We start from the raw sequence: 25,186 nt of genomic DNA on the forward strand, positions 1-25,186 counted from the left end.
CGCCGGGAGCGGTCCGCCGGTGCCCGGTCAGCGGTGCGTCGGCGGCTGCTTGGCCGACACCGAGCGACGCACGGCACCCGCCGCGGCCCGCACGCGCCGCGCGTTCACCGCGAGCTGCACGTCGCGGTACTGCGCCGCGCGGTGCAGCTGGCCGCGCAGGTCGCCGCCCGACGGGCGGTGCCGCAGGTCGCACGGCACCTCGACGACGCGGAACCCCTGGCGCAGCAGGTCGATCGTCATGCCGGTCTCCACGCCCCAGCCGTGCGCGAGCGGCGTCGCGGCCTCGAACGCCTCGCGCGTGAGGCAGCGCATGCCGGACAGCGGCTGGTTCGGGGTCCAGCCCGTGAGGGACGCGATCGCGCGGCGCGCGGCGCCGACGACGATCCCGCGCCCGCCCGCTCCGGGCTGCGGCGGCAGGTTCGCGATCGCCAGGTCCGTGTGCCCCTCGAGGACGGGCGGCACGAGCGGCGCGGTGTTCACCGCGGTCTCCGCGAGGTCGCCGTCGATGAACAGCAGGACGCGTGCGGGGCGGTCCGGCGCGTCCCGCATCGCGACGACCGCGGCACCGGTCTCCATCGCGGCGGCCTTGCCGCGGTTGTGCGAGTGGCGCACGACGACCGCACCGGCCTCCCGCGCGACGTGCTGCGTGTTGTCCTCCGAGCCGTCGTCGACGACGAGCACGAGGTCGACGTGCGGGATCGCCTTGGCCGAGCGGACGGTCGCCGCGATCCGGCGCGACTCGTCCTTGGCGGGGATGATCACCGCGACCCGCTGACGGACCCGGCTGCCCCGCGCACGGGGCTTGGCGGTCTCCGCCTCGGGGCGCTCGGGGGTGTCGGTCGGGCCGGTCGCGGGCTTGTCGCCAGCGCGGTCGGCCGGGGCGGGGGGCGTCACGGCGCCCAGCCTACTGACGCGCGCGCCGCACGTCAGACCGGTGCGGCCACGCCTCAGAACAACGTGGCCGTGACCGCGGCCGACTCCAGGTCCAGCAGCGCGCGCTTGCGGTCCACGCCCGCCGCGAAGCCGGTGAGCGTGCCGTCCGCGCCGACCACCCGGTGGCACGGCACGACGATCGCGAGGCGGTTGGCCCCGTTCGCGGCGCCGACCGCGCGCGACGACGTGCGCGGGTCGAGCCCGACCGCGGCCGCGAGCGCGCCGTACGTCGTCGTGGTGCCGTACGGGATGCGCCGCAGCCCGTCCCACACCCGCAGCTGGAACGCCGAGCCCTGCGGGCGCAGGGGCAGGTCGAAGTCGCGCAGCCCGCCCGCGAGGTACGCCTCGAGCTGGCGGACCGCCTCGCGCAGGAGCGGGTGGTCGTCGGGCACGACGCGCGTGCCCGTGAGGTCCGCGAACGGGTCGGACGCGCGGTCGTCGGACCGGGTCATGCGCACGTGCGTGACCGCCGCGCCCTCGTCGTCGTCCACCACCCCCACGGACAGCGGTCCGATCGGGCTCGGCACGACCGTGTGCCACGTCATCCCCATCCGGGTCCCCATCCGGCTCACCTCCCGGCCCAGCATGGCCCGTGCCTCCGACACGCCGCGGCCCGGCGGTCTCCTGCGAGGAAGACGGCCGGGCCGGGGCGGACGTGAGGTGCGATCAGCGGAGCGTGACCTGGCGCGCGACGAGGCCCGCGCGGGCGCGGCGCTCGTTCGCGTCGAGCGGCTCGGTGCTCGCGAGGGCCGCCTCGAACGCGGGGGCGAACGCGGCGACGGGCTCCTCGAGCTCCTCCGCCTCGGTCCCGCGCGCGAGCTCCCACACCGGCACGACGAGCCCGCTCGAGCGGAAGTAGCCGATGAACTTGCCGCCGGCGAACCCGGACTCACGCTTGGCGTGCAGGCGGGCGAGGCCGTCCAGGACCGTCTGCTCGTCGTGCGGCTGCGCCCAGCGCAGGAACTCCTTGGCGCCCATCCGGCACCAGTAGGCCGACTCGACCGCCGCGACCTTGGCGGTGTCGATGATGCCCGCGTCGGCGTCCTCGATCGCGGCCTCGAGGTCCGCGGTGCGCTCGACGTCCGGCGCGAGCCAGTAGGAGAACGAGTCGTGGACCGTGACCTCGAACGGGACGGACAGGTCCAGCACGTCCTGCAGGCGCGGGCCGGCGTCGGGCAGGCCGGTCGTCTCGATCGCGGTGCCGGGCTCGACGTCGAGCGCCTCGAGCAGCGCGGCTGCGAGGTCGCGGCTCGCGTCGCCCGAGCTCGACGTGGTCTGCAGCGCCAGCAGGACGACGCCGTCGGAGCGGTGCAGCGCGGGCCAGGCCTGCGGCAGGATCGTCGTGACCAGGACGTCCTTGGCGCCGTGCTCCGCGGTGGTGCGGGCCGTCGCCGTCGCCGCGGGGACGACCTCCTTGAGCGCCACCCAGTCGGGCTCACCGGGGAGCCCCTCGAACGGACGCAGCACGAACTCCACAGATCCCTTGGCCATGCCCGCGAGCCTACCGGCCCACCCCCACCCCACCGCCCCTCACCCCGACCCCGCACCTGCTCCGGGTATGCACCCCCAGAGCCGGAGCAACCACGGGCTCGCGCAAGCGCACCCCGCCGAGCCCGCAGACGTGAACTCCGACGAGACCGCGACTGCTCCGGGTATACGCAGCCGCACCCGGAGCAACCACGGGGTCGCGGCCATGGCGTCCGACGAGACCGCGCTCGCTCCGGATATGCGCAGCCGGAGCCGGAGCAACCACGGGGTCGCGGACGTGGGGTCAGTCGAGTTCGCGGACGTGAACTCCGACGAGACCGCGGTTGCTCCGGGTATGCGCAGCCGGAGCCGGAGCAACCACGGGGTCGCGGACGTGGAGTCCGACGAGGCCGGGGACGTGGACTCCGACGAGGTCGCGGACGTGGAGATCGACGAGACCGCGGTTGATCCGGGTATGCGCAGGCGGAGCCGGAGCAACCACGGGGTCGCGGACGTGGGGTCCGACGAGGCCGCGGACATGGACTCCGACGAGGTCGCGGACGTGGAGATCGACGAGACCGCGGTTGCTCCGGGTATGCGGGGGCGGAGCCGGAGGAATCACGGGGTCGCGGGTTGGAGTCCGACGGGGGCGCGGGGGTGGAGTCCGACGGGGGTGGGGAGGTGGAGTGCGACGGGGGTGGGGGCGTGGCGTGCGACGTAGGGCGGGGGGTTCAGGGGGTGCGGACCCGGGCGCCGGCGAGGTTGGATGGGGGCATGCATCCCCGCGCCGGAACCCCCGCTCTGCCCGAGGACCTCATCGACGTCGACGCGCTCGTCGGCGCGTACTACGACCGCGTGCCGGACCCCACCGACCCGGACCAGCAGGTGGTGTTCGGCACCAGCGGGCACCGCGGCTCGTCGCTGCGGACCGCGTTCAACGAGGCGCACATCGTCGCGATCACGCAGGCGATCGTGGAGTACCGGCGCAGCCAGGGCACGGACGGGCCGCTGTTCATCGGCCGGGACACGCACGGCCTGTCGGAGCCGGCGCAGCGCACCGCGATCGAGGTGCTGGTCGCGAACGACGTCGAGGTGCACGTCGACGCGCGCGACTCGTTCACGCCGACGCCCGCGGTCTCGCTCGCGATCCTGCGGCACAACGGCGCGGGCACGGCCGCCGGCGTGCGCACGCAGGGCCCGGGGCTGGCCGACGGCATCGTCGTGACCCCCTCGCACAACCCGCCCGCGGACGGCGGCTTCAAGTACAACCCGCCGCACGGCGGCCCGGCGGGCGGTGAGGCGACCGGCCCGATCGCGGAGCGCGCGAACCAGCTGCTCGCGGACGGCTGGCGCAACGTCCCCCGCGTCCCCTACGAGCGCGCGGTCACCTCCCCGCTCGTGAAGCGGCACGACTACCTCACGGCGTACGTGGACGACCTGGCGAACGTGGTCGACCTGGACGCGATCCGGACGGCGGGCGTACGGATCGGCGCCGACCCGCTGGGCGGCGCGATGGCGGAGTACTGGGGCGTCATCGGGGAGCGGTACGGGCTGGACCTGACCGTCGTGAATCCCACCGTGGACCCGCGCTGGCCGTTCATGACGCTCGACTGGGACGGCAAGATCCGCATGGACTGCTCGTCGCCGTACGCGATGGCCTCGCTCGTGAACCGCATGACCGCGGGCGACGGGCCGGCTCCGTACGACATCGCGACGGGCAACGACGCGGACTCCGACCGGCACGGCATCGTCACGCCCGACGGCGGCCTGATGAACCCGAACCACTACCTCGCGGTGATGATCGACTACCTGTACGGCGGCGCGCGCCCCGGCTGGTCGCCGGACGCGGCGATCGGCAAGACGCTCGTCTCGTCGTCGCTGGTCGACCGGGTGGGCGCCCGGCTGCGGCGCCGCGTGGTCGAGGTGCCCGTGGGCTTCAAGTGGTTCGTGCCCGGGCTCATCGACGGGTCGGTCGGGTTCGGCGGCGAGGAGTCCGCCGGGGCGTCGTTCCTGCGCACCGACGGCACCGTGTGGACCACCGACAAGGACGGCCCGATCGCGTGCCTGCTGGCCTCGGAGATCCTCGCGACGACCGGGCGGTCGCCCTCGGAGCACCACCGCGCGCTCGTCGACGAGCTCGGCGAGTCCTGGTACGCGCGCATCGACGCGGCCGCGACGCGCGACGAGAAGGCCAGGCTCGCGGCCCTGTCGCCCGAGCAGGTGACCGCGACGACGCTCGCGGGCGGCGCGATCACCGCACGGCTGACGCAGGCACCGGGCAACGGGGCGTCGATCGGCGGGCTCAAGGTCGTCACCGACGACGCGTGGTTCGCCGCGCGCCCCTCGGGCACGGAGGACGTCTACAAGATCTACGCCGAGTCGTTCGTGTCCGCCGAGCACCTCGCGCAGGTGCAGGCCGAGGCGAAGGACGTGGTCTCGGCGGCGCTCGCGGACTGAGCGCGGCGGGTCAGGTGGACTCGCGCACGACGAGCGACGCGGGCAGCGTCACCGCGGCGGGCGTCTTGCCGTCGACGACCTCGAGCAGCAGCCGCACCATCTCGGCGCTGATCCGCTCGAACGGCTGACGCATCGTGGTCAGCGGCGGGTTCGTCGCGGCGGCGATGCCCGCGTCGTCGAACCCGGCGACGGCGACGTCGCCCGGCACGGACCGGCCCGCGTCCGCGAGCGCGAGCAGCGCGCCCGCGGCCATGGCGTCGTTCGCGGCGAACACGGCGTCGAGGTCGGGCCGGCGCTCGAGCAGCTCCTGCATCGCGCTCACCCCGGACGGGCGCAGGTAGTCACCGTGCGCGACCAGGGTCTCGTCGTACCGGTCCCCGAGCTCGAGGCGGAAGCCGTCGAGGCGCAGGCGACCGCCCGGGGTGTCCATGGGGCCGGTGATCATCGCGATGCGCTCGCGTCCGGACTCGATCAGGTGTCGGGTGATGACCCGTGCACCGCCCAGGTCGTCGGCCGCGACGTACCCGACGTCCTGCTCGAAGCCGAGCGGGATGCCGCACGCGATCGTGGGGATCTGGAGGGCGACGAGCTCGCGCAGCACGGGCGAGCCGGCGTGCGACGAGATGAGCAGCACGCCGTCGACGTGGCCGGCGCCGACGTACCCGAGCATCTGCTCCTGCTCGTCGGGCGTGCCCGCAACCATGAGCAGCAGGGGCATGCCGCGTGCGGCCAGCTCGGTCGCGGCGCCGCGCAGCAGGATCGAGAAGTTGGGGTCCTCGAACAGCAGGTGGCGCGGCTCGGTCAGCAGGAACGCGACCGAGTTGGACCGGCCGGTCACGAGGCTGCGCGCGTGCTGGTTGGTGGTGTAGCCGGTGGTGCGGATCGCCTCCTGCACCGCCTCGAGCGCCTCCTGGGAGACCCAGTGCCCGCCGTTGAGGACGCGCGAGACCGTCCCGCGCGACACCCCGGCCGCAGCCGCGACGTCGCGGATGGTGGGCCGTCGGCGCGGGTTCCCGGTGGTGTCCATCGGGTAGGCACTCTAGGGCCATGGCCGGGAACGGTCCCAGCCCCGGGGCCGGGTGTCGCAGATCGCGAGCACGGGAGGTGGGCGGCGGGTGCGACGATCGTGGGGTGTTCCGGCCGTACCTCGACCTCCTCTCCCGACCTGGAGCCCTCGCCTTCTCGGCCGCGGGCGTCCTCGCGCGCCTGCCGATCTCGATGGTGGGGATCGGCATCGTCCTCGCCGTCTCCGCGATCTACGACTCGTACGCGCTGGCCGGCCGGGTCTCGGCCGTCCTCGTCGTCACGTCCGCGCTGACGGCGCCGCTGATCGCGCGCCTCGTCGACCGGCACGGGCAGGCGCGCGTGATGTTCCCCGCGCTGCTGGTCAGCGGGGTGGGGCTCAGCGCGCTCGTCGCGGCCCTGTCGCTCGAGGCGCCCGAGCCGGTCCTGTACGCGACGGCGGTCGTCGCGGGCGTGACCGGCCAGTTCGGGTCGCTCGTGCGCGCCCGCTGGACGTACCTCCTGAAGCGCGACGCGGACGCGATCCACACCGCGTACTCCCTGGAGTCCGCGCTCGACGAGGTGGTGTTCATCGTCGGCCCCGCCGCCGCGACGCTGCTCGCGACGAGCGTCGACCCGACCGCGGGCATCGTCGTGCCCCTGGTCTCGGCGGTGCTCGGCGGGACGTGGTTCCTGCTGCAGCGGCGTACGGAACCGCCGCCGACCCCGCACCACGACTCGCCGGGCGGGTCGCTGATCCGCCTGCCCGGGATGCTCGTCGTCGTCCTCGTGTTCCTCGCGCTCGGCGCGATCTTCGGGGCCACCGACGTCTCGACCGTCGCGTTCGCCGAGGAGGCCGGGCGCACGTCCGCCGCGGGGTTCATCCTCGCGGTCTTCGCGGCCGGCTCGCTCGTGTCCGGGCTGCTGTACGGGGCGCGACGCTGGGCCCAGCCGCTGTGGGCGCGGTTCGGCGCCGGGATGGTCGCGCTCGCCGTCGGGGTGTCGCTGTTCGTGCTGGTGAACTCGTTGTGGGCGCTCGCGGCGGTCATGTTCGTCACCGGGTTCGCGATCGCGCCGACGCTCATCAACGGCAACGGGCTCGTGCAGGAGATCGTGCCGCGCGCGCGCCTGACCGAGGGGTTGACGTGGGTCGGGACGTCGCTCGGGGTGGGTGTGTCGATCGGGTCGTCGATCGCCGGGACCCGGATCGACGCGGACGGCTCGCACGGCGGGTTCCTCGTCGTGGTCGTCGCGGGCGTCGCCGCGCTCGTCGCCACGCTGTCCGCGCTGCGGCCCCTGCGCGCGGGGCACCGCGCCCGGCTGGCCGACGAGCTCGCGAGCGGCCGTCGCGAGGAGGCACCCGTCCGGGACACACTGGAACCGTGACGCCGCCCGCCGACCCGCGCCTGCGCGAGCTCGCGCAGCTGCGCCGCGTGCGTGACCGCATCGACCGGGAGTACGCGCAGCCGCTCGACGTCGAGGCACTCGCGCGCGGCATCAACGTCTCGTCGGGGCACCTCAGCCGCACGTTCCGCGCCGCGTACGGGGAGTCGCCGTACAGCTACCTGATGACGCGGCGCATCGAGCGCGCGATGCACCTGCTGCGGCTCGGCGACCTGAACGTGACGGACGTGTGCTTCGCGGTCGGCTGCCAGTCGTTGGGGACGTTCTCGACGAGGTTCTCCGAGCTGGTGGGGATGTCACCCAGCGAGTACCGCCGGCGCGTGGCGGCCGACCCGCACGCCGTGCCCGCGGGCATCCCGAGCTGCCAGGCGCGCCAGGTGCTGCGACCCGTGCGGCGCTCGACCCGCGAACCGGTCAGGAATCGAGAAGCACCCACCGCCCCGCTCTCCTAGCGTGGCTCGCATGACGCTCTTCGTGCACTCCACGTTCCTGCCCGCCGACGACCCGGAGGCCTCGCTCGCGTTCTACCGCGACGTGCTGGGCTTCGAGGTCCGGGGCGACGTCGGCCAGGGGTCGATGCGGTGGATCACCATCGGCTCGCCCGAGCAGCCCGACGTGTCGATCGTGCTGCACCCGCCGGCCGTGGACCCCGGCCTGACCGACGACGAGCGGCGCACGATCGTCGAGCTCATGGCCAAGGGCTCGTACGCGAGCCTGATCCTCGCGACGCACGACCTCGCGGGCACGTTCGAGAAGCTCGCGGCCGCCGGCGCGGAGGTCACGCAGGAGCCCACGGACCAGCCGTGGGGGCTGCGCGACGCCGCCGTGCGGGACCCCGCGGGCAACCACCTGCGCATCAACCAGCTCTGACGCACGCCGGGCGTCACCATCCCGACGACGAGTCGGGCAGGAGCTGCGGGCAGCGGTCCGCACCGTCCGGCATCGCCTCGAAGTGCCAGATCTCGTTGGCGTACACGCGGCACAACCCGTACTCCTGCCCGTGCTCACCGAGCCAGAGCGCACCCTCCGTCCGCCCGACGTCGATCGCCGTCCCCGCGACGTGCGCCGACCGGTCGGCCGGCAGGACCCACCGGCGCGCCTCGCGCTCGGAGCCGTACCGCTCGACGGCCTCGTCGAACAGCCGCCGCTGCTCGGCCGCGCTGCGCCGCCCCGAGGTGACGACGAGCTCGACGCCCTCGGCCGCCGCGGCGGCGTCGGCGCGCGCGTACCGCCGGGACAGCTCACGGTCGATCCCCGCGGCGGTCAGCTCGTCGACCACCCGGGTGAGCCGCGCCTCGAGGTCGTCGTCGGCCGGTGCGTGCCCGTCACGGCCCCCGTCACGGCCCCCGTCACGGCCCCCGTCACGCGCTCCGTCGTCCTGCCGACCGCCGTCCGGCGAGCCGTCCGCGGCGGTGTCGCCCGACGAGCGCCCGGGCACGGTCGCGGCCGACGGGTCCCCCTGCGACCCGGCGAACGCGTCCTCGGCCCACCGCACGCCGTACCAGGTGGCGACCGCGAGGACGACGACGAGCACCGCGCCGCGGCGACGCCTGCGCCGCGCACCCTCCTGCGCGACGGACGCTGCGAGCGGCCCCGGCACGGCCTGCGGCCGCCCGGACCGCCCCGAGCTCGCGGTCCTCGCAGCGCGCGCAGCGCCCGGTCCGGGAGTCGGGGTCGCGGGCCACTGCGGCCCGGTGCTCGTCGTCATGCCGCCAGCCTGACGGGCGCACCGGGGTGCGGACGTCGGGCCGTGGTGGGGTCGCGTGCCTGGTCAGAGCCCCTCCGAGGGTCGAGACGCCGCCCACCCTGCGGTCGGCGCGGCCGAGCGACCTCCACCCCAGGGTGGAGGTCGGGTCCGCCGCGAGTCTCGTGATCACCGCACCGCACGGCGCGTACGTTGACGGCATGTCCGCCGAGGTCCGTGCCGTCGCGTCCGGGCACCGCGCCGCGGGCGCGACGGGGTCGCCGGTGGCGCGCGCGCAGCGCCGCGAGGTGCGGCGCCAGGACCTGCAGGTGGCCGCCGCGGCGGGCGCGCTGTGGACCGCGGGGCTCGTCGTCGCCAGCCGGTGGGACTACTGGATCCCGGCGTCGTCGGAGGCGTGGTGGTGCGCGGGCGCCGGTCTGGTCGCCGCGCTGGCCGTACGCCGCTGGGCCGCACGCACCGGGTTCTGGGCCGTGTCCGGCGGGTACCTGGTGGCGTACTCGCTGGTGCTCGACGGCGGTCGCATGCCGTCGTTCGTCCACGTGATCCCGCTGCTCGTCACGACGTACGCGGTCACGCGCGCGGGCGCGGAGCCGCCCGTGCTCGCGGCGCTCGTGGCCGGCGCGCTCGGTGTGACGCTCCAGGCGGGCGTCGCCAACGCCGCGTGGGGCCTGTCCACGTGGGACTGGCACCCCGCGGTCGACCTGTCGTCGGCCGTGCAGCTCGTCGCGCTCGTCGTCGCGGCGGCGCTGCTCGGTGCGATGGTGCACCGGCTCGCCCGCACGTCCGCGTCCCTCGCGGAACGCAACGCGCAGCTCGTCGCGCTGCAGGAGGTCCGCGCGCGCGAGGCGGTCGCGGCGGAGCGCACGCGCATCGCACGCGAGCTGCACGACGTCGTGGCGCACCACGTCTCCGCGATCGTGGTGCGCGCGCAGGCCGCGGACCGCGTCGCGGACGCGCAGCCCGACGCGCCACGCGAGGCCGTGCGGTGGATCGCCCCGGCGGGCAAGGAGGCGCTCGACGCGATGCGCTCCGTGGTGCGGGTGCTGCGGGCCGCCGACGAAAAGGCCGCCCCGTACGCCCCGACCGCGGGGCTCGACGCGCTGCCCGGGGTGCTCGCGCGTGTGCGTGAGGCGGGCCTCGACGTGCGCGCCACGCTGCCCGACCCGCTCCCGGCGTGCGCGCCGCAGGTCGGGCTCGCGGTGGTGCGTGTCGCGCAGGAGGCGCTGACGAACGTGCTCGTGCACTCCGCCGCCCCGCACGCGACGGTGACCCTCACGCGGTCCGCGACGGACGTCGTCCTGGAGGTCACCGACCCCGGTCCCCCGCGCCCTCCGACCGCCGGGACCGGGCTCGGCGGCAACGGGCTGCTGCACATGCGCGAGCGCGCCGCGGCGGCGGGTGCCTCCGTGGTCGCGGGCGCCCTGCCGGGCGGCGGGTGGCGCGTGCGGCTCGTCGTCCCGCTGGACCGCCTGCCCGAGGACCCGGCGCGGCGAGCGCCCCGTCGAGAGGCCGCCGATGCCTGACGTGACCCGCGTGGTCGTCGTGGACGACCAACCCACGATCCGCCTGGGCCTGCGGATGATCCTCGACCACGAGCCGGACCTCGAGGTGGTCGGCGAGGCCGCCGACGGCGCCGCCGCGCTCGACGTGGTGCGCTCCGTGCGGCCCGACGTGGCGCTGCTCGACATCCGCATGCCCGGCACCGACGGCGTCGAGGCGACCCGCCTCATCCGCGCGGACCCCGCGCTCGCGGACGTGCGCGTCGTCGTGCTGACGACGTTCGACGACGAGGAGTACGTCACCGGTGCGCTGCGCGCCGGGGCGCACGCGTTCCTGCTCAAGGACGCCGAGCCCGCCGCGCTGGTCGACGCCGTGCACCGCGTGCGCGCGGGCGGTCAGGTGCTCGACCCGAAGGTGACCGGCGTGGTCGTCGAGCAGTGGCGCGCGGCCGCGTCCGCGGCGGCCGCACCCCAGGGCACCGGTGCGGCGGCGACGCTCGTCGCGACCCTCACGCAGCGCGAGCGGGACGTGCTGCTCGCCGTCGCGCGCGGCGGGACCAACCAGGACGTCGCCGACGCGCTCGGCGTGGGCGAGGCGACCGTGAAGGCGCACGTGCACGCGCTGCTGCGCAAGCTGGCATGCACCACCCGCACGCAGCTCGTCGTCGTCGCGTACGAGTCCGGGCTGGTGACGGTCGGCGGCTGAGCCGCGCCCTCAGGCCGGGACCGACATCACGCGACGCGCGTCGTACCGCCAGAACGTGCGCTGCGTGCGGACCAGCACCCACAGCGCCGCCACGCACGCCAGCCCGCCGATCACGACCGCCCACCCCTCGCCCACCGCGGACGACATCGACCCGATCACGACGTCCCCGAGCCGCGGGCCACCCGCGACCACGACGATGAACACGCCCTGCAGCCGGCCGCGCATGTCGTCGGGAGTCGCGGTCTGCAGGATGGTCTGCCGGAAGATCGCGCTCACCTCGTCGGACGCGCCCGCCGCGACGAGCGTCAGGCACGCGATCGCGAGCGCACCCCACAGCACGTGCCCGGGACGGTCCCGCCCCACGACGACGAGCACCAGCCCGAACGCGACGACGGACGCACCCCACCCGGTGATCGCCCACGTGATCACGCGGCCCTGCCACCGCACGCGCGCCAACCCGCCCGACAGCAGCCCGGACGTCACCGCCCCCACCGCGAGCGCCGCGGTGAGGATGCCGGTCGTCGTCTCGCCGCCGCCCAGGTACCAGATGCCGACCGCGGGGAACACGACGCGCGGCATCGCCAGGACCATCGCGCACAGGTCCACCAGGAACGTCATCCGCACGTCCGGCTGCGTGCCCAGGTAACGCAGCCCGTCGACCACCGAGCCGATCCCCACCCGCTGGCGCCGGTTCTCCGACGGCTCCGGCAGCACCGGCGGCAGCCGGAGCACCGCCCCCAGCGCGAACGTGAACAGCACCGCGTCCACGGTGTACGCCAGCCCGTAGTCGACCGCCGCGAGCACCGCACCCAGCAACGGCCCCACCGTCAGAGCCACCTGGAAGCCGATGGTCTGCAACGCGTTCGCCGCCGGCATCAGCCGCGGCTCCAGCAGCCGCGGGATGATCGCCGACCGCGCCGGCGAGTTCACCGCGTTCGCACCCGACTGCACCGCCGTCAGCCCGTACAGCAGTCCCACGTGCTCGTTGCCCGCCCAGCCCTGCACCGCGAGCACCATGATCGCCACCCACGACACCACCGAGGCGACCAGCGCGACCTTGCGCCGGTCGTAGTGGTCGACGATCGCACCGCCGTACAGCCCGAACACGACCAGCGGCACCAGCGCGAACATCCCCAGCACGCCGACCGACAGCGTCGAGCCCGTGATCCCGTACACCTGCAGCCCGACCGCGACGACCGTCAGCTGCGTCCCCAGGTTCGCCACCGACAGGCCCAGCCACAGACGCCGGAAGTCGGGACTGATCCGCAGGGGCGTCGTGTCGACGACGAGAGACCTCACCAACTCACTCTAGGCACCGACCCACCACCCACGCGGACACCGCCATCGCGCGTGCCCGGCCTCGCGGGCGGGCCGGCTCGTGCGGCGGTCGGTGTCGCCGCGCGCGGGACCGGTGCGGTGGTTAGGGTCGGATGGTTCGCGCGGCGCTCGGTCGCGGCGGCGGTCTTCAGGAGGTGGTCGTGTGAGCGGGAGGATCGGCACGTTCGTCGTCGGCGTCGGCTTCGGGTACCTGCTGGCAACACGCAAGGGCCGCGACCTGCTGGGCAAGGCGGGCGAGAAGGCCGGCGAGGCGTGGCGCCACCCGAAGGTGCAGGGCGTCGTCAAGGACGTCGAGGAGCAGGCGCTCGACTTCGCGAAGCAGCAGGGCGTCGCGCTGAAGGACAAGGCGGTCGACGCGGCACGGTCCGCGACGGGCCGCTCGGCCGACGAGCCGTCGGTGGTCGTCGAGCCGGAGACGCCGTACAGCATCTAGCCGTCCAGCATCCAGCCGTCCGGCGGCCGGCCGCCGAGCGTCCGACGGGCGCTCAGCTGGTGACGCGCGCGAGCCCGTAGACGTCGGACGCGGTCCCGGCGCGGACGTCGTGCAGGTCGTCGTGGCCCAGCGCGGCCTGCAGGGCCGCGTCGACCGCGACGCACGCGACCGCGGGCCCGCCGTGCAGGAGCGAGACGGGCCAGGCCGAGCCGAGCATGAGCCGGCGTGGTCCGAACAGCTCGAGCGCGACGTCGACGACCTCGCGCACCTGGTCGGCGTACTCGCGGCCGGGCACGCCGCGCGGGAAGAGCCCGGACAGCTTCGCGACGACGCCGGGGTGCTGCGCGACGGGTGCGAGCAGCGCGCGCCAGTGCGCGAGGGCGTCCGGGTCGCCGAGCGGCGGGCGGCCGAGGTGGTCGACGACGAAGCGCAGGCCCGGGTGCCGCTCGACCACCGCGGGCAGCTGTGCCAGGCCGTCGGGCGTCGTCACGAGGCACTCGTAGGCGAGGCCCAGGGCGTCGACCACCGCGAGGCCGGCGTCGGTCTCGGGGCGTGCGAGCCAGGCCGCGCCCTCGTCGCGGTGCTGCATGGTGCGCACCCCGACGATGCGCGTGCCGGCGTCCGCCGCGATCACACCGGCTCGCTCGACCTCGCCCTCGACGAGCTCGGGCCGGTCGACCGGCGCCCGCACGACGAGCCCGGCGACGCGCGGCTCGTCGGCGGCGACGTCGGCCATGACCTCGACGTCGCGCGGGTCGTCGGCGGCCTGCACGAGCACCGCACGCACGTGCTCGCCACGGTCGCAGGCCTCGAGCTCGTGCTCGTCGTCGAGGTGCGCGGCCAGGTCCGGGTAGCCGAACGTGCCGACGAGCGGGCCCATGCTCGGCCGCAGCCACGGGTACCGGACCCGGGCGGGATCCCACACGTGGGCGTGCGTGTCGACGATCACGTGATCACCTGGTCCTGTCCGTGCGGCTCGGCGTGCTGCCACGCACCGGCGGACGCGGGGTATGCGAGGCCTCGTCGCCCCGTCACCGCCCCTGACCGGTGAACGACTGGCGTGATCCTGACATACCGGACGGCCGGAGGGTAGTGCCGCGACGGCGCCCGTCGAAGCGCTTGCGGGGGCCGGCCGGCCCCCGGCGTCACTCGTGCAGCGTCGCGCGCCCCACCAGCACCGAGCACGGCGCGTGGTGCACCACGGCCTGCGCGGTCGAGCCGAGCACCGCCCGGCGCAGCCCACCCAGGCCCCGCGTGCCCACGACCACCAGGTCCGGCTCGATCTTGTCGATCATCCCGAGGATCGTCGGGCGCACGTCGAACGTCACCGTCATGGGCACCGCGCCGACGAGCAGCGTGCGGACCTCGCCGGCACCCGCCTCGCGCAGCACGTGCGCCGCCGCGGTCATCGCGTCGCTCTCGTGTGCCTCGAGCGTGTCCACACCGAGCACCGTGACGTGCGTGCCGTGCAGCAGCGGCAGCGCCGCGAGCGTGCGCACCGCGTCGGTCGCGTCCGGCGAGCCGTCCGCGCAGACCAGCACGTGCCGCACCGGCTCCGTGCCGCGCGCCACGAGCACCGGGGTCAGCGGGCGGTGCGAGGACACGAGCCACTCGGCCGTGCTGCCCAGCCCTAGCCGCTTGAGCAGCCCGCGCCCGCGCGGCCCCACGACGACGAGGTCGGCATCGTCGTACCCGTCGAGGACCACGCGCGGGTCCGCCTCCGCGACCAGGTGCTCGACGTGGTTGCCCGGTAGCTCGCGCGGCGGCTCCGGGCTCCACGCGTGCGGCAGCGCGCGCTCACCCGGCGCCTCGTCGGAACGCGGCCGCGCCGTCACGGCGGTCACCCGCCACCCCGGCCACGGCTGCGCCGCGACCCAGCCCCACAACGTCGCCGACGCCTCACCCCGGTCGTCACCGACGACGAGCCATCCGGGTCCGGGAGCGGCACCCGCCCGTGTCGAGTCGGCCTGGGACTGCGTCACCCTCTGCTCGGTGGTCATGGCCCCCACGTCCTCGTCGAACAGCCGCGCACCGGCAGTCGTCGGGCTGACGGCTCGGGGCCGACGCGCGGTGCTGCTCACCTCCGGCATACCACGGTCACGGCCCGAGCGCGTGGGTCCTTGATCCCGTTCGTCGGACCGCGTCCTGGCGCGGGGCCGACGACGACCGCCGGGACCTTCTGCGGCACTCGTCGACAGCCGCGCTCGTTAGCGTGGGGGACGACGAACCACGCCCCGCCCTGGAGGACCCGTGCCCGCCCCGCACCCCCACGAGCTGCAGACGCAGGTCGAGACCCGGCTGCGCGACCTGGCGGGCCGCACCGGGGTCACCGTCGACGCGGGCGAGGTGTTCGCCCGCCTGCGCGAGGTGGGCGACGAGTTCCAGCGGCTGCAGATGTACTACCAGTTCGGGATCGACGAGGTCTCGACGAAGATCGCGATCCTGCGTGACGAGTTCGCGACGATGTACGACTACAACCCGATCGAGCACGTCCGCTCGCGTCTGAAGTCCCCGGACAGCCTGCTCAGCAAGGCGCTGCGGCAGGGTGTGGACCTCACGGTCCCCGCGATCCGGGCGAGCATCCGGGACATCGCCGGCATCCGGATCACCTGCTCGTTCGTCTCCGACGTCTACTGGATCGCGCAGATGCTCAGCGCGCAGCCCGACCTCACCGTGCTCACGACGAAGGACTACATCGCCAACCCGAAGCCGAACGGGTACCGCTCGCTGCACCTCATCGTCCAGGTGCCGGTGTTCCTGTCCCGGCACACCGAGCACATCCCCGTCGAGCTGCAGATCCGCACGATCGCCATGGACTTCTGGGCGAGCATGGAGCACAAGCTCCGCTACAAGTACTCCGCGGACATGCCGGCCCACCTGCGCGCCGAGATCGACGACGCGGCCCGGGTGGCCGCCGACCTCGACGCACGCATGAGCCGCCTGCGCGACGAGGTCCGCCCGAACCCGACCGACGACCTCACCGACGGCGCACCCGGCGCGCCGGGCGACGCCGGCACGGCCGGGCACCTCGGCACCTACCTGGTCTGAGCCCCCGCCCCGACGTACCGGGCGAGGTGCTCGCCCGTCAGCGTCGAGGCGTCCGCGACGAGCGCGGCGGGCGTGCCCTCGAACACCACGCGACCACCGTCGTGGCCCGCGCCCGGGCCGAGGTCGATGATCCAGTCCGCGTGCGCCATGACCGCCTGGTGGTGCTCGATCACGACCACCGACTTGCCCGAGTCGACCAGCCGGTCCAGCAGCGCGAGCAGCTGCTCGACGTCCGCGAGGTGCAGCCCCGACGTGGGCTCGTCGAGCACGTAGACGCCCCCGTCGGTGCCCATGTGCGTCGCGAGCTTGAGGCGCTGACGCTCGCCGCCGGACAGGGTCGTCAGCGGCTGTCCCAGGCTCAGGTAGCCGAGCCCGACGTCGACGAGCCGGTCGAGGATCTTGTGCGCGGCGGGGGTGCGCGCGTCGCCCGCGGCGAAGAACTCCTCGGCCTCCGCGACCGGCATGTCGAGCACGTCGGCGATGTTCCGCCCGCCGAGGGTGTACTCGAGCACCGCGGCCTGGAACCGCCGCCCCTCGCACTCCTCGCACGGCGTGGTGACGCCGCCCATCATCGCGAGGTCCGTGTAGATCACGCCCGCGCCGTTGCACGCGGGGCACGCACCCTCGGAGTTCGCGCTGAACAGCGCGGGCTTGACCCCGTTGGCCTTCGCGAACGCCTTGCGGATCGACTCGAGCAGCCCCGTGTACGTCGCGGGGTTGCTGCGGCGCGAGCCGCGGATCGCCGACTGGTCGATCTCCACGACGTCGTCCCGCCGGCCGAGCGAGCCGTGGATGAGCGAGCTCTTGCCGGACCCGGCCACGCCCGTGACCACGACGAGCACGCCGAGCGGGACGTCCACGTCCACGTCCTGCAGGTTGTGCGTGCTCGCACCACGGATCTCGATCGCGCCCGTCGACGTGCGGACCTCGTCCTTGAGGCGCGCACGGTCGTCGAGGTGCCGCCCGGTGAGCGTCCCGGACCTGCGCAGCGCCTCGACCGTGCCCTCGAAGCACACCTGCCCGCCCGCCGAGCCGGCGCGCGGGCCCAGGTCGACCACGTGGTCCGCGATCTCGATCGACTCCGGCTTGTGCTCCACGACGAGCACGGTGTTGCCCTTGTCCCGCAGCTGGAGCAGGAGGTCGTTCATGCGCTGCACGTCGTGCGGGTGCAGGCCGATCGTCGGCTCGTCGAACACGTACGTCACGTCGGTGAGCGACGAGCCGAGGTGCCGGATCATCTTGGTGCGCTGCGCCTCGCCGCCGGACAACGTGCCCGCCGGCCGGTCGAGGCTGAGGTACCCGAGGCCGATGTCGACGAACGAGTCGAGCGTCTCGGTCAGCGACGTCAGCAGCGGTGCGAGGGACGGCTCGTCGATGCCGCGCACCCACTGCGCCAGGTCGCTGATCTGCATCGCGCACGCGTCGGCGATCGAGACGCCCCCGATGGTCGACGAGCGCGCGGTCTCGTTGAGCCGGGTGCCGTGGCACTCGGGGCACGTGGTGAACGTGACCGCACGGTCGACGAACGCGCGGATGTGCGGCTGCATCGCCTCGCGGTCCTTGGACAGGAACGACTTCTGGATGCGCGGGACCAGGCCCTCGTACGTGACGTTGATGCCCTCGACCTTGATCCGCACCGGCTCCTTGTAGAGCAGGTCGTCGAGCTCCTTCTTGCTGTACTCCCCGAGCGGCTTGTCGGGGTCGAAGAACCCGGACTCGCGGAAGATCCGGCCGTACCAGCCGTCCATCGTGTAGTTCGGGATCGTGAGGGCGCCCTCGTTGAGCGTCCTGCTCGCGTCGAACAGCGCCGTGAGGTCGAAGTCCGTGACCGAGCCCATCCCCTCGCAGCGCGGGCACATGCCGCCGAGCTGCGTGAACGAGCGCCGCTCGGTCTTCGCCCCGTGCGCGCCCTCGACCGTGACGGCACCGCCGCCGCGCACGGTCGGGATGTTGAACGCGAACGCCTGCGACGAGCCGATGTACGGCTGCCCGAGACGCGAGAACAGGATGCGCAGCTTCGCGTTGACGTCCGTCGCGGTGCCGACCGTCGAGCGCGAGTTCGCGCCCATGCGCTCCTGGTCGACGATGATCGCCGTGGTCAGCCCTTCCAGGACGTCCACGTCCGGGCGCGGCAGGTTCGGCATGAAGCCCTGCACGAACGCCGGGTAGGTCTCGTTGATCATGCGCTGCGACTCGGCCGCGATCGTGCCGAACACGAGCGAGCTCTTGCCCGAGCCGGACACGCCCGTGAACACCGTGAGCCGCCGCTTGGGCAGGTCGACGTCCACGTCCTTGAGGTTGTTCTCGCGCGCGCCGCGCACGCGGATGAGGTCGTGGCTGTCCGCCGCGTGGCGAGTCGCGTCGTCGGTGACGCCGTCCCGGGTGCTCGTCATGCGGTCACGCTAACGGGCGCGTCCCACACTCCTCGAGCGCGCGTCACAGGTACCAGTCGGGACCCATCGCCTCGTCGTGCCCCCGGTACTCGAACGACCGGACGGTCAGCGTCCCGCGCTCCGCGACCAGCCCGACCATGCGGCCCGTGAACCCGCCCGCGACCTCGGTGGACAGGTACCGTCCGTCGAGCCGGCCCAGCTCGCGGCGGCCCTGCGCGTCCTCGACCGCCGCGACGATCTCGTCCGGCCCACGCCGGATGTCGAACCGCCCCTTCGGGGACGGGCGCACCGCGACCTCCAGCAGCGCGTCGTCGTCGACCTGCGCCTCGCCGAGCACCGACGTGAGCGTGCCCACGCGTGCGACCGCGCGCACCCGCGAACCCTCGACCTCGAGCGTCACCGCGTGCTGCGGGTCCATCCGCACCTCGAGCCCGCCGACGACGCCGGGCCCCGCCTCGACACGGGCGTGCGCGACCACCGTCTCGTGCTCCTGCCGCCGCCCGACGAACGTGCGCCCCGCCGGCTGCGCCGACAGCTCCCACGCCTCGCCCGCGCGTCGCAGCACCTCGTCGGGGAACACGTGCGCCCCCACCCACGAGTCCGCGGGACCGTGCTCGCGCAGCGGCGCGACCTCGTCGGGCTCGATGGGCTCCCCCACGACCGGCCACCCGTCGACCCACGTCACCTCGACCGCGAACGTCTCGCGGCCCCGCACGTGGAACGCCGGGAAGTAGCCGCGCGGCCGCACCCCGAGGAACACCATCGCCCACGAGCCGTCCGGCCGCTGGACCAGGTCCGCGTGCCCGGTGCTGCGCACCACACCACCCGTGCTGCGCGCCGTCAGGACCGGGTTGCCGGGGTACGGCTCCCACGGGCCGGACGGCGAGGGGCCGCGCGCGATCGTCTCCATGTGCCCCGCGGCGGTGCCGCCCTCCGCGGCCATCAGGTACCACCGGCCGTCCACCCGGTACAGGTGCGGGCCCTCGACGTGCTCGCCGCCCGTGCCCTCCCACACCAGGCGCGGCTCGGTCAGCAGCTCGCCCGTCGCCGGGTCCAGCACCGCCTGGCGCAGGCCCTGGTCGCACCACGTGAAGTAGCACGTGCCGTCCTCGTCCCAGGCCAGGTCCGGGTCGATGCCGCCCGCACCCTCGATGCGGACCGGCGCGCTCCACGGCCCCGCGGGATCGTCCGCCGTGACCAGCAGGTGGCCCGGACCGTCCGAGACGTTCGTCGTGACCATCCAGAACCGGCCGTCGTGGTGCCGCAGCGTCGGGGCGTAGATGCCGCCCGACGGGTTCGCGTCCGCGACCTTCAGCTGTTCCGCGGTGTGCAGCGCGTGGCCGACCGGCGTCCAGGTCAGCAGGTCGTCGGAGGTGAAGATCGGCACCCCCGGCGCGTACTCGAAGCTCGAGCACGCGAGGTAGTAGGTGTCCCCCACCCGGCACACGGAGGGGTCGGGGTGGAAGCCCGGGATCACGGGACGCGACGGCAGCGGCACGGCGACCACCCTGCCACGGCAGCACGCGGACGTGGGTGGAGAAACGCTCACCTGGCAAGCGTTTCTCCACCCACTAACCTGGCCACGGGCGCGTGCGGGCCCCGGGGGCCCTCGTCGTGAACGAGCACGAGGTCGCGACAATCCTGGGCCGCGCGCTCGACTCCCCCGCCGCGGCAGGTCACGGGCTGCGCGAGACGTCCGCGCACGCGACGCGCGTCGCGGCATACTCGGTCGCCCGCCTCGGCGCGCAGCCGTCCTACCCCGGACCGGCCGACCCGCTACCCTGAGCCCACCGGAGACCGTCATGGACCTCGACGCGCAGCGCCGCCACATCCTCACGGGCGCGATGTACGACGACCTCACCCCCGAGCTCGTCGCCGCCCGTGAGCGGGCCGTGCTCGGCACCGACCGGTACAACGCCGCGTTCGGCCGCCCGCCGCACGAGCGCCTCGCGCTGCTGCGTGCGCTGCTCGGCTCGGCCGGCGAGGGTGCGCACCTCGAACCCACGTTCCGGTGCGAGTTCGGGTTCAACATCCGCGTCGGCCGGAACTTCTACGCGAACTTCGACTGCGTGATGCTCGACGGCGGCGGCATCACCATCGGCGACGACGTGCTGCTCGGCCCGCGCGTCGGCATCTTCACCTCCAACCACGCGCTCGACCCCGCCGAGCGCGCCGCGGGCGCCTGCTACGCGCGGCCCGTCACCATCGGCTCACGCGTGTGGGTCGGTGGGCACGTCACCATCAACCCGGGCGTGACCATCGGCGACGGCGCCGTGATCGGCTCGGGCAGCGTCGTCACCCGCGACGTCCCGCCGAGCACGGTCGCGGCCGGTGTCCCGGCCCGCGTCCTGCGCGCGATCACCGACGCCGACCGCACGGGCTACACCCCCACCCACCTCTGACCCAGGACGACGGGTGGAGAAGGTCGCGCCACGTCAGAGGTCCTCCGCCCGACGTGGCGCCGGCGCAAGCCGTGGAGACGGGCGCGACGCCCGTCCCCGGTCGCTACCGTTCGGGTGGGCGGCGTGGTGACGACGCCGGCGGTCGAGGGGGACGACGCACGTGAACCGAGCAGGACGAGCCGACGTGGACCGGCGGAGCATCGAGGACGGCGTCGAGCGACCGGCACGTCCGGGCGCTCAGGAACGGCGCGCGGTGCGAGGCGCCGTGGTCACGGCCGTGACCGGCGCGGCGCTGCTCGTGCTGCTGCCGCCGGCCGGGGCGCTGATCTCCCTGGTCGCTCTCGGCTACTGCGTCGGGCTGCTCGTCAGGAACCCGGCACTGCGAGGCAACCCGTGGCTGGGCGTCGCGACCGTCGTCGCCGCGTTGGCGGTGGCAGCGTCGGTGTACTGGTTCGTGTTCGCTCGCGGCACCCACACCGAGACCGTGCTGCACGACCCGGTGCCGTCTCCGGCGCCGTAGCGGGTCAGCTCGCCTCGGACCTGCCGTGGCGCCAGTAGCCCATGAACGCGACGGCCTTGCGGTCGATGCCGCGCTCGGTGACGAGGTGGCGGCGCAGGCCGCGAATGACCGCGGACTCACCGGCGAGCCACGCGTAGACGGGCGAGTCCTGACGCATCGGAGCGCCGGTCGCGGGGTCGACGGGCACCTCCCACAGCATGTCGTCGGTGTCGTACGCCCACGGCACGTCGTCGAGGTCGCCCGACGAGCCGCGGGGCAGCACGCGCGCGGCGGCCTCGCGGACCGCGGGGTCGAGCAGCGCGCCGTGCGGCGCGCCGTCACGCCCGAGCCAGTGGATGGTGACGCCGGCGGGGGCGTCGATCGACATCCGGTCGGCGGACAGCGGCATCTCGATCAGGGCCTCGCCGCGGGCGTCGCGGGGCAGGCGCTCGAGGATGTTCGCGATGGCGGGCAGAGCGGTCTCGTCGCCCGCGATGAGGAACGCCTCGGTGTGCAGGGGCGGGACGAAGTCGACGCCGCCGTGCGGGCCGGTCGCGTCCGCGTTGGGACCGAGCACGACGAGCTCGTCGCCGACCTGTGCGCTGGTGGCCCAGCGGGACGCGGGGCCGGCGTCGCCGTGCAGGACGATGTCGACGTCGAGCTCGCGCACGTCCTGGCGGACGCCACGCGCGGTGTAGGTGCGGATGGGGTGCCGCCGGTCGTCGGGCAGCGCGCGCCAGCGGCCGTACCAGTCGCCGCTCTGCGTGAGGTCGAGCAGGCCCTCGTAGCCGCAGTCGAGCGGCAGGAAGAACTTGATGCGCTGGTCGAAGCCGTTGTCGGCGAACCTGTCGAGGTCCTCGCCGGTGAACGTCACGCGCAGCAGGCTGGGGCAGACGCGCTCCAGCGCCCGGACCTGGACGTGGAACGTGCGGAACGGGGCGGGCGCCTCGGTCTGGGTCACGGTCTGGGTCACGGTCACGCGGCCACTGTAGGCAGGCAAGCCTTACCAAACAAGACGATGTCCGTCACACGTCCGCCGCAGGTCACCCGACGGTCGTGCCGAACGCGAGTCCGAGCAGGTACGTCACGGCCGCGGCACCCCACCCGATCGCAAGCTGGCGCAGCGCGCGCCGCGCGGGCGACGTGCCGGACAGCAGCCCGACCACCGCGCCCGTGACGAGCAGCGCGATCCCGACGAGCCCCGCGGACCACGCGACCGCGTGCCACCCCTCGGCACCCAGCAGGTACGGCACCACGGGCACCGCGGCGCCCGACGCGAAGAAGCAGAAGCTCGCGAGCGCGGCACCGACCGCGGTGCCGACGGTCTCGTGCTCGTCGACCTCGGGCGCACCCGCCGTCGCGTCCTCGGGCCCGGCGGCACCCTCGGGACCATCCGGGTCGACCGGCACGACGAGCGCGGCGCCCGACGCCTCGAGCGAACCGAGCACCTGCCGTGCGTGGGCGTCGGCGTCCTGCGGGGCCATGCCGCGTGCGCGGTAGACGAGCGCGAGCTCGTTGGCGTCGACGTCGAGGTGCGGCAGCGCCGCCCGCGCGTGCGGGCCGGGCCGCGACGCCTCCAACAGCTCGCGCTGCGAGCGCACCGAGACGTACTCGCCCGCCCCCATCGACAGCGCACCGGACAGCAGCCCGGCGAGTCCGGACAGCAGCACGGTCTGCTGCGAGACACCCGACGCGCCGATGCCCATGACGAGCGCGAGGTTCGACACCAGCCCGTCGTTCGCGCCGAACACCGCGGCGCGGAACGTGCCGGACATGCGGTTGCGCCCCCGCATCGCGAGCCCGCGCACGACCTCCTCGTGGATGCGCTCGTCGGCGGCCATCTGCGCGGTCGCGTCCGCGTCGTCGTCGTACGACGAGCGCGCCTCCGCCCGCTGCGCGAGCGCCAGGACGAACACGGACCCGAACCGGCGCGCCAGCCAGCCGAGCACGCGCGTACGCCAGTCGCCGCGCAGCGGCTTGCCGACCTCGTCACCCAGCAGGTCGAGCCAGTGCTGCTCGTGGCGGCGCTCGGCCTCGGCGAGCGCGAGCAGGATCTCGCGCTCCTCGCCGGTGCGGCGGGACGCCAGGTCGCGGTACGCCGCGGCCTCGGCGCGCTCGTCCGCGAGGTACTGGCGCCACCTGCGGACCTGGGCACGGGTGGGGGCAGTCGGGGAGGTCACGGCCTCCATGGTGGCAGGCGGGATACGGACATCACGGACTCGGGGCCGAGTTCGCAGAGCCGAATCCGCAGGTCCGGGCAGCCGCCCCGACGCCTGCTCCGGTCAGGACTCCCAGGGCGGGGTCTCGTCGAGCTTCGCGTAGTACTTGGCCAGGTGGCTCTTGATGCGGTCGACGTCCGTGGCGGGGACGTCCACGCCGCCGCGTGATCCCTGCATCACGGCCGCCGCTGCGAACACGCCACGCGGCACCGCCGTGAGCCGTCCGTCCACGACGTCCGCGATGAGCAGCTTGTAGGCGGTGAAGTTCTGCTTCGAGTCCGCGTCGTACCAGACGTGCGCGTCGCGGTACCGCTCGTTCGGCCCGTCCTGGGCCTTCGCCCACTCCCGCACCCGCTTCTCGGCGGCCGCGCCGTCCCACTCACGGTCGCGGTCGGCCAGGGGAAGATCCCCGAACGCGGTGACAGCCATCGCACCTCCCGGCAGGTCGCGGTCGTCGCCCGACGACCGGCCCTCCCTCGACGCTCGCACCGGCTCGCGGATCGCGCATCCGGACGTTCAGGCCCAGTGCGGCACCGGGAGCGTGACGGCCTGGCCGGTCTCGGCGGCCTCGCCGATCGCCAGGCCGAGCCGGTGGTCGTGGATGCCGTCCGCGAGCGGGTAGGGCTGCGGGCCGTCGTCGTGCAGCCACGACGCGCACGCCGCGAGCAGGTGGGCGACCGCCAGCTCGTCGTCGGCGAACCGTGTCCCGACGAACGGGTTCCGGTACAGCACGCGCTCCCCCAGGCTCAGGTGCGTGAGGTCGAAGCCGTCGAGGTCCTGCTCGACGCCGCTCGTACGCCGGTCGATGCGGCTGGTCAGGACGGTCCGGTCGCCGCCCCACCACGTGACGGCGTCGTCGACGACCTCCCCGTGCGAGCCGCGCACGACCACCCGGTTGGTGCGCAGCGGGTTGTGCCACTGGTTGTCGGTGAAGTCGTACAGGCCGCTGCGCCCACCGCCCAGGTCGAGCGTCGCGAGCACGGTGCCCGCGGGCGTCGGCTGCGTGGCGTCGGTCCAGCCGTCGCGCGCGACCGGGTCCAGCAGGGGCGCGGTGAAGCGCTGCGCCCGCACCGTCGCGGGTCCGCGGCCCACGCCCAGCAGGAACCGGATCAGGCCGACCGCGTGGTACAGGTGCGTGGACGAGACCTGCACGCTCGTCGGCTCGCCGATCAGCCCGGCCTCGACGACCGCGCGCCGCGCCTGGTGCGCGGGCATGAACGGGCTGTGCTCGGCGACCTGCACCAGCCCCGACGCCCCGACGTCCGCCCACAGGCTCTCGAGCCCGGCGACGTCGGGTGCGGGCGGCGTCTCGGCCAGCACCGGGACGCCGGCGGCGACGAGCTCGCGGGTCACCTCGGGCGTCACGGGCCAGGGCACGGACACGACGACGAGCTCGGGCCGGTCGGGCGCCGCGAGCAGGTCCGCCACTGTGCGCACCGTCGGCACGCCCCACTCCCGCTCGACCTGCGCACCACGCTCCGCCGACCGCGTCACCACCCCCGTGACGGCGAACCGCTCCGGCAGCGCGCGCGCCGCCCGCGCGAAGAACTGGGCACGCCAGCCGCTCCCGACGATCCCGAACCGCAGCGCCGCCATGCGTCCTCCTGAAGGTCGTGGCCCACCGGTACGAACGCACCGAACCCTACGAACCCCCACCGACAGGGGCACGACGAGCGGCGCG

Annotated in this window: 26 protein-coding genes; 12 read left to right on the forward strand and 14 right to left on the reverse strand. The window is 74.4% G+C overall.

Annotated features, from left to right (window positions below):
• Positions 1-27: 27 nt before the first annotated feature.
• The 3 genes from ACT17Q_RS15095 to ACT17Q_RS15105 all read right to left on the reverse strand — a co-directional run bounded on the left by ACT17Q_RS15095 (position 28) and on the right by ACT17Q_RS15105 (position 2,424).
• Entirely contained in the window at positions 28-894 is an 867-nt protein-coding gene (locus tag ACT17Q_RS15095; protein ID WP_371860783.1) for a glycosyltransferase family 2 protein, read from the reverse strand.
• 53 nt (positions 895-947) lie between these two features.
• Complete coding sequence (locus tag ACT17Q_RS15100; protein WP_444663446.1) at positions 948-1,496, reverse strand: methylated-DNA--[protein]-cysteine S-methyltransferase; 549 nt, start codon at positions 1,494-1,496, stop codon at positions 948-950.
• A 103-nt stretch (positions 1,497-1,599) separates the two neighbouring features.
• Positions 1,600-2,424: a DUF5926 family protein gene (locus ACT17Q_RS15105; protein WP_094181643.1), complete on the reverse strand. Its 825-nt coding sequence runs from the start codon at positions 2,422-2,424 to the stop codon at positions 1,600-1,602.
• A gap of 202 nt (positions 2,425-2,626) precedes the next feature.
• On the opposite strand from ACT17Q_RS15105, the gene ACT17Q_RS15110 reads away from it, so the two are divergent.
• Together ACT17Q_RS15110 and pgm are read left to right on the forward strand one after the other, a co-directional pair.
• Entirely contained in the window at positions 2,627-3,121 is a 495-nt protein-coding gene (locus ACT17Q_RS15110) for a hypothetical protein (RefSeq protein WP_444663448.1), read from the forward strand.
• Between the two features lie 53 nt (positions 3,122-3,174).
• The gene (gene pgm, locus ACT17Q_RS15115; RefSeq protein ID WP_268534060.1) at positions 3,175-4,857 is read left to right on the forward strand and encodes a phosphoglucomutase (alpha-D-glucose-1,6-bisphosphate-dependent); all 1,683 of its coding nucleotides are present in this window, start codon (positions 3,175-3,177) and stop codon (positions 4,855-4,857) included.
• 10 nt (positions 4,858-4,867) lie between these two features.
• Here pgm and ACT17Q_RS15120 read toward each other — a convergent pair whose 3' ends face one another.
• Entirely contained in the window at positions 4,868-5,884 is a 1,017-nt protein-coding gene (locus ACT17Q_RS15120) for a LacI family DNA-binding transcriptional regulator (protein WP_094181642.1), read from the reverse strand.
• Positions 5,885-5,988: 104 nt separating this feature from the next.
• On the opposite strand from ACT17Q_RS15120, the gene ACT17Q_RS15125 reads away from it, so the two are divergent.
• From ACT17Q_RS15125 to ACT17Q_RS15135, 3 genes are read left to right on the forward strand one after another with little or no spacing between them, the layout of a single operon-like run.
• On the forward strand, positions 5,989-7,245 hold the full coding sequence (locus ACT17Q_RS15125) for an MFS transporter (RefSeq protein WP_444663451.1): 1,257 nt from the start codon (positions 5,989-5,991) through the stop codon (positions 7,243-7,245).
• Positions 7,242-7,715: a helix-turn-helix transcriptional regulator gene (locus ACT17Q_RS15130; protein WP_444663453.1), complete on the forward strand. Its 474-nt coding sequence runs from the start codon at positions 7,242-7,244 to the stop codon at positions 7,713-7,715. Before ACT17Q_RS15125 ends, ACT17Q_RS15130 begins: the two co-directional genes overlap by 4 nt.
• Before the next feature lie 10 nt (positions 7,716-7,725).
• Entirely contained in the window at positions 7,726-8,133 is a 408-nt protein-coding gene (locus ACT17Q_RS15135) for a VOC family protein (protein ID WP_094182427.1), read from the forward strand.
• A gap of 13 nt (positions 8,134-8,146) precedes the next feature.
• On the opposite strand, the gene ACT17Q_RS15140 is transcribed toward ACT17Q_RS15135, so the two are convergent.
• The gene (locus ACT17Q_RS15140; protein ID WP_444663455.1) at positions 8,147-8,971 is read right to left on the reverse strand and encodes a M15 family metallopeptidase; all 825 of its coding nucleotides are present in this window, start codon (positions 8,969-8,971) and stop codon (positions 8,147-8,149) included.
• A gap of 197 nt (positions 8,972-9,168) precedes the next feature.
• Here ACT17Q_RS15140 and ACT17Q_RS15145 point away from each other — a divergent pair, with 197 nt between their 5' ends.
• Both ACT17Q_RS15145 and ACT17Q_RS15150 read left to right on the forward strand, forming a co-directional pair.
• Positions 9,169-10,491: a sensor histidine kinase gene (locus ACT17Q_RS15145; RefSeq protein ID WP_444663457.1), complete on the forward strand. Its 1,323-nt coding sequence runs from the start codon at positions 9,169-9,171 to the stop codon at positions 10,489-10,491.
• On the forward strand, positions 10,484-11,173 hold the full coding sequence (locus ACT17Q_RS15150; protein ID WP_444663459.1) for a response regulator: 690 nt from the start codon (positions 10,484-10,486) through the stop codon (positions 11,171-11,173). Before ACT17Q_RS15145 ends, ACT17Q_RS15150 begins: the two co-directional genes overlap by 8 nt.
• Positions 11,174-11,182: 9 nt before the next feature.
• On the opposite strand, the gene ACT17Q_RS15155 is transcribed toward ACT17Q_RS15150, so the two are convergent.
• Positions 11,183-12,472 carry an MFS transporter gene (locus ACT17Q_RS15155; RefSeq protein WP_268531418.1) on the reverse strand — a complete coding sequence of 430 codons (1,290 nt, stop codon included), beginning with the start codon at positions 12,470-12,472 and terminating at the stop codon, positions 11,183-11,185.
• Between the two features lie 181 nt (positions 12,473-12,653).
• Here ACT17Q_RS15155 and ACT17Q_RS15160 point away from each other — a divergent pair, with 181 nt between their 5' ends.
• Positions 12,654-12,944, forward strand: coding sequence for a YtxH domain-containing protein (locus ACT17Q_RS15160; RefSeq protein ID WP_094181635.1), 291 nt, complete (start codon positions 12,654-12,656; stop codon positions 12,942-12,944).
• 52 nt (positions 12,945-12,996) lie between these two features.
• On the opposite strand, the gene ACT17Q_RS15165 is transcribed toward ACT17Q_RS15160, so the two are convergent.
• The gene (locus ACT17Q_RS15165) at positions 12,997-13,893 is read right to left on the reverse strand and encodes an amidohydrolase family protein (protein WP_444663462.1); all 897 of its coding nucleotides are present in this window, start codon (positions 13,891-13,893) and stop codon (positions 12,997-12,999) included.
• 196 nt (positions 13,894-14,089) lie between these two features.
• Complete coding sequence (locus ACT17Q_RS15170) at positions 14,090-14,944, reverse strand: universal stress protein (protein ID WP_444663464.1); 855 nt, start codon at positions 14,942-14,944, stop codon at positions 14,090-14,092.
• Positions 14,945-15,194: 250 nt separating this feature from the next.
• Here ACT17Q_RS15170 and ACT17Q_RS15175 point away from each other — a divergent pair, with 250 nt between their 5' ends.
• The gene (locus ACT17Q_RS15175; RefSeq protein ID WP_307722677.1) at positions 15,195-15,992 is read left to right on the forward strand and encodes a GTP pyrophosphokinase; all 798 of its coding nucleotides are present in this window, start codon (positions 15,195-15,197) and stop codon (positions 15,990-15,992) included.
• Here ACT17Q_RS15175 and ACT17Q_RS15180 read toward each other — a convergent pair.
• Both ACT17Q_RS15180 and ACT17Q_RS15185 read right to left on the reverse strand, forming a co-directional pair.
• Positions 15,980-18,385, reverse strand: coding sequence for an ATP-binding cassette domain-containing protein (locus tag ACT17Q_RS15180; RefSeq protein ID WP_444663466.1), 2,406 nt, complete (start codon positions 18,383-18,385; stop codon positions 15,980-15,982). The genes ACT17Q_RS15175 and ACT17Q_RS15180 overlap by 13 nt on opposite strands.
• Positions 18,386-18,428: 43 nt before the next feature.
• Entirely contained in the window at positions 18,429-19,883 is a 1,455-nt protein-coding gene (locus ACT17Q_RS15185; protein ID WP_444663468.1) for a family 43 glycosylhydrolase, read from the reverse strand.
• 116 nt (positions 19,884-19,999) lie between these two features.
• Here ACT17Q_RS15185 and ACT17Q_RS15190 point away from each other — a divergent pair, with 116 nt between their 5' ends.
• The 3 genes from ACT17Q_RS15190 (at position 20,000) to ACT17Q_RS15200 (ending at position 21,307) form a co-directional block, all read left to right on the forward strand.
• Entirely contained in the window at positions 20,000-20,170 is a 171-nt protein-coding gene (locus ACT17Q_RS15190) for a hypothetical protein (protein ID WP_444663470.1), read from the forward strand.
• 17 nt (positions 20,171-20,187) lie between these two features.
• Positions 20,188-20,787: a sugar O-acetyltransferase gene (locus tag ACT17Q_RS15195; RefSeq protein ID WP_444663472.1), complete on the forward strand. Its 600-nt coding sequence runs from the start codon at positions 20,188-20,190 to the stop codon at positions 20,785-20,787.
• Positions 20,788-20,971: 184 nt separating this feature from the next.
• A complete protein-coding gene (locus ACT17Q_RS15200) occupies positions 20,972-21,307 on the forward strand; it encodes a hypothetical protein (RefSeq protein WP_444663474.1) in 336 nt (111 codons plus the stop codon).
• A 4-nt stretch (positions 21,308-21,311) separates the two neighbouring features.
• On the opposite strand, the gene ACT17Q_RS15205 is transcribed toward ACT17Q_RS15200, so the two are convergent.
• The 4 genes from ACT17Q_RS15205 to ACT17Q_RS15220 form a co-directional block, all read right to left on the reverse strand.
• Positions 21,312-22,265 (reverse strand): siderophore-interacting protein, encoded by a 954-nt coding sequence (locus tag ACT17Q_RS15205; RefSeq protein ID WP_444663476.1) that lies wholly within the window; start codon positions 22,263-22,265, stop codon positions 21,312-21,314.
• A 64-nt stretch (positions 22,266-22,329) separates the two neighbouring features.
• Positions 22,330-23,475 (reverse strand): VIT1/CCC1 transporter family protein, encoded by a 1,146-nt coding sequence (locus ACT17Q_RS15210; RefSeq protein WP_444663478.1) that lies wholly within the window; start codon positions 23,473-23,475, stop codon positions 22,330-22,332.
• A gap of 93 nt (positions 23,476-23,568) precedes the next feature.
• Complete coding sequence (locus ACT17Q_RS15215) at positions 23,569-23,934, reverse strand: hypothetical protein (RefSeq protein WP_444663480.1); 366 nt, start codon at positions 23,932-23,934, stop codon at positions 23,569-23,571.
• A gap of 87 nt (positions 23,935-24,021) precedes the next feature.
• The gene (locus ACT17Q_RS15220; protein ID WP_444663482.1) at positions 24,022-25,101 is read right to left on the reverse strand and encodes a Gfo/Idh/MocA family protein; all 1,080 of its coding nucleotides are present in this window, start codon (positions 25,099-25,101) and stop codon (positions 24,022-24,024) included.
• Positions 25,102-25,186 lie beyond the last annotated feature (85 nt).

This window comes from Cellulomonas sp. CW35, from assembly GCF_052378485.1.
In the GTDB taxonomy this organism is placed as follows: Bacteria; Actinomycetota; Actinomycetes; order Actinomycetales; family Cellulomonadaceae; genus Cellulomonas; species Cellulomonas uda.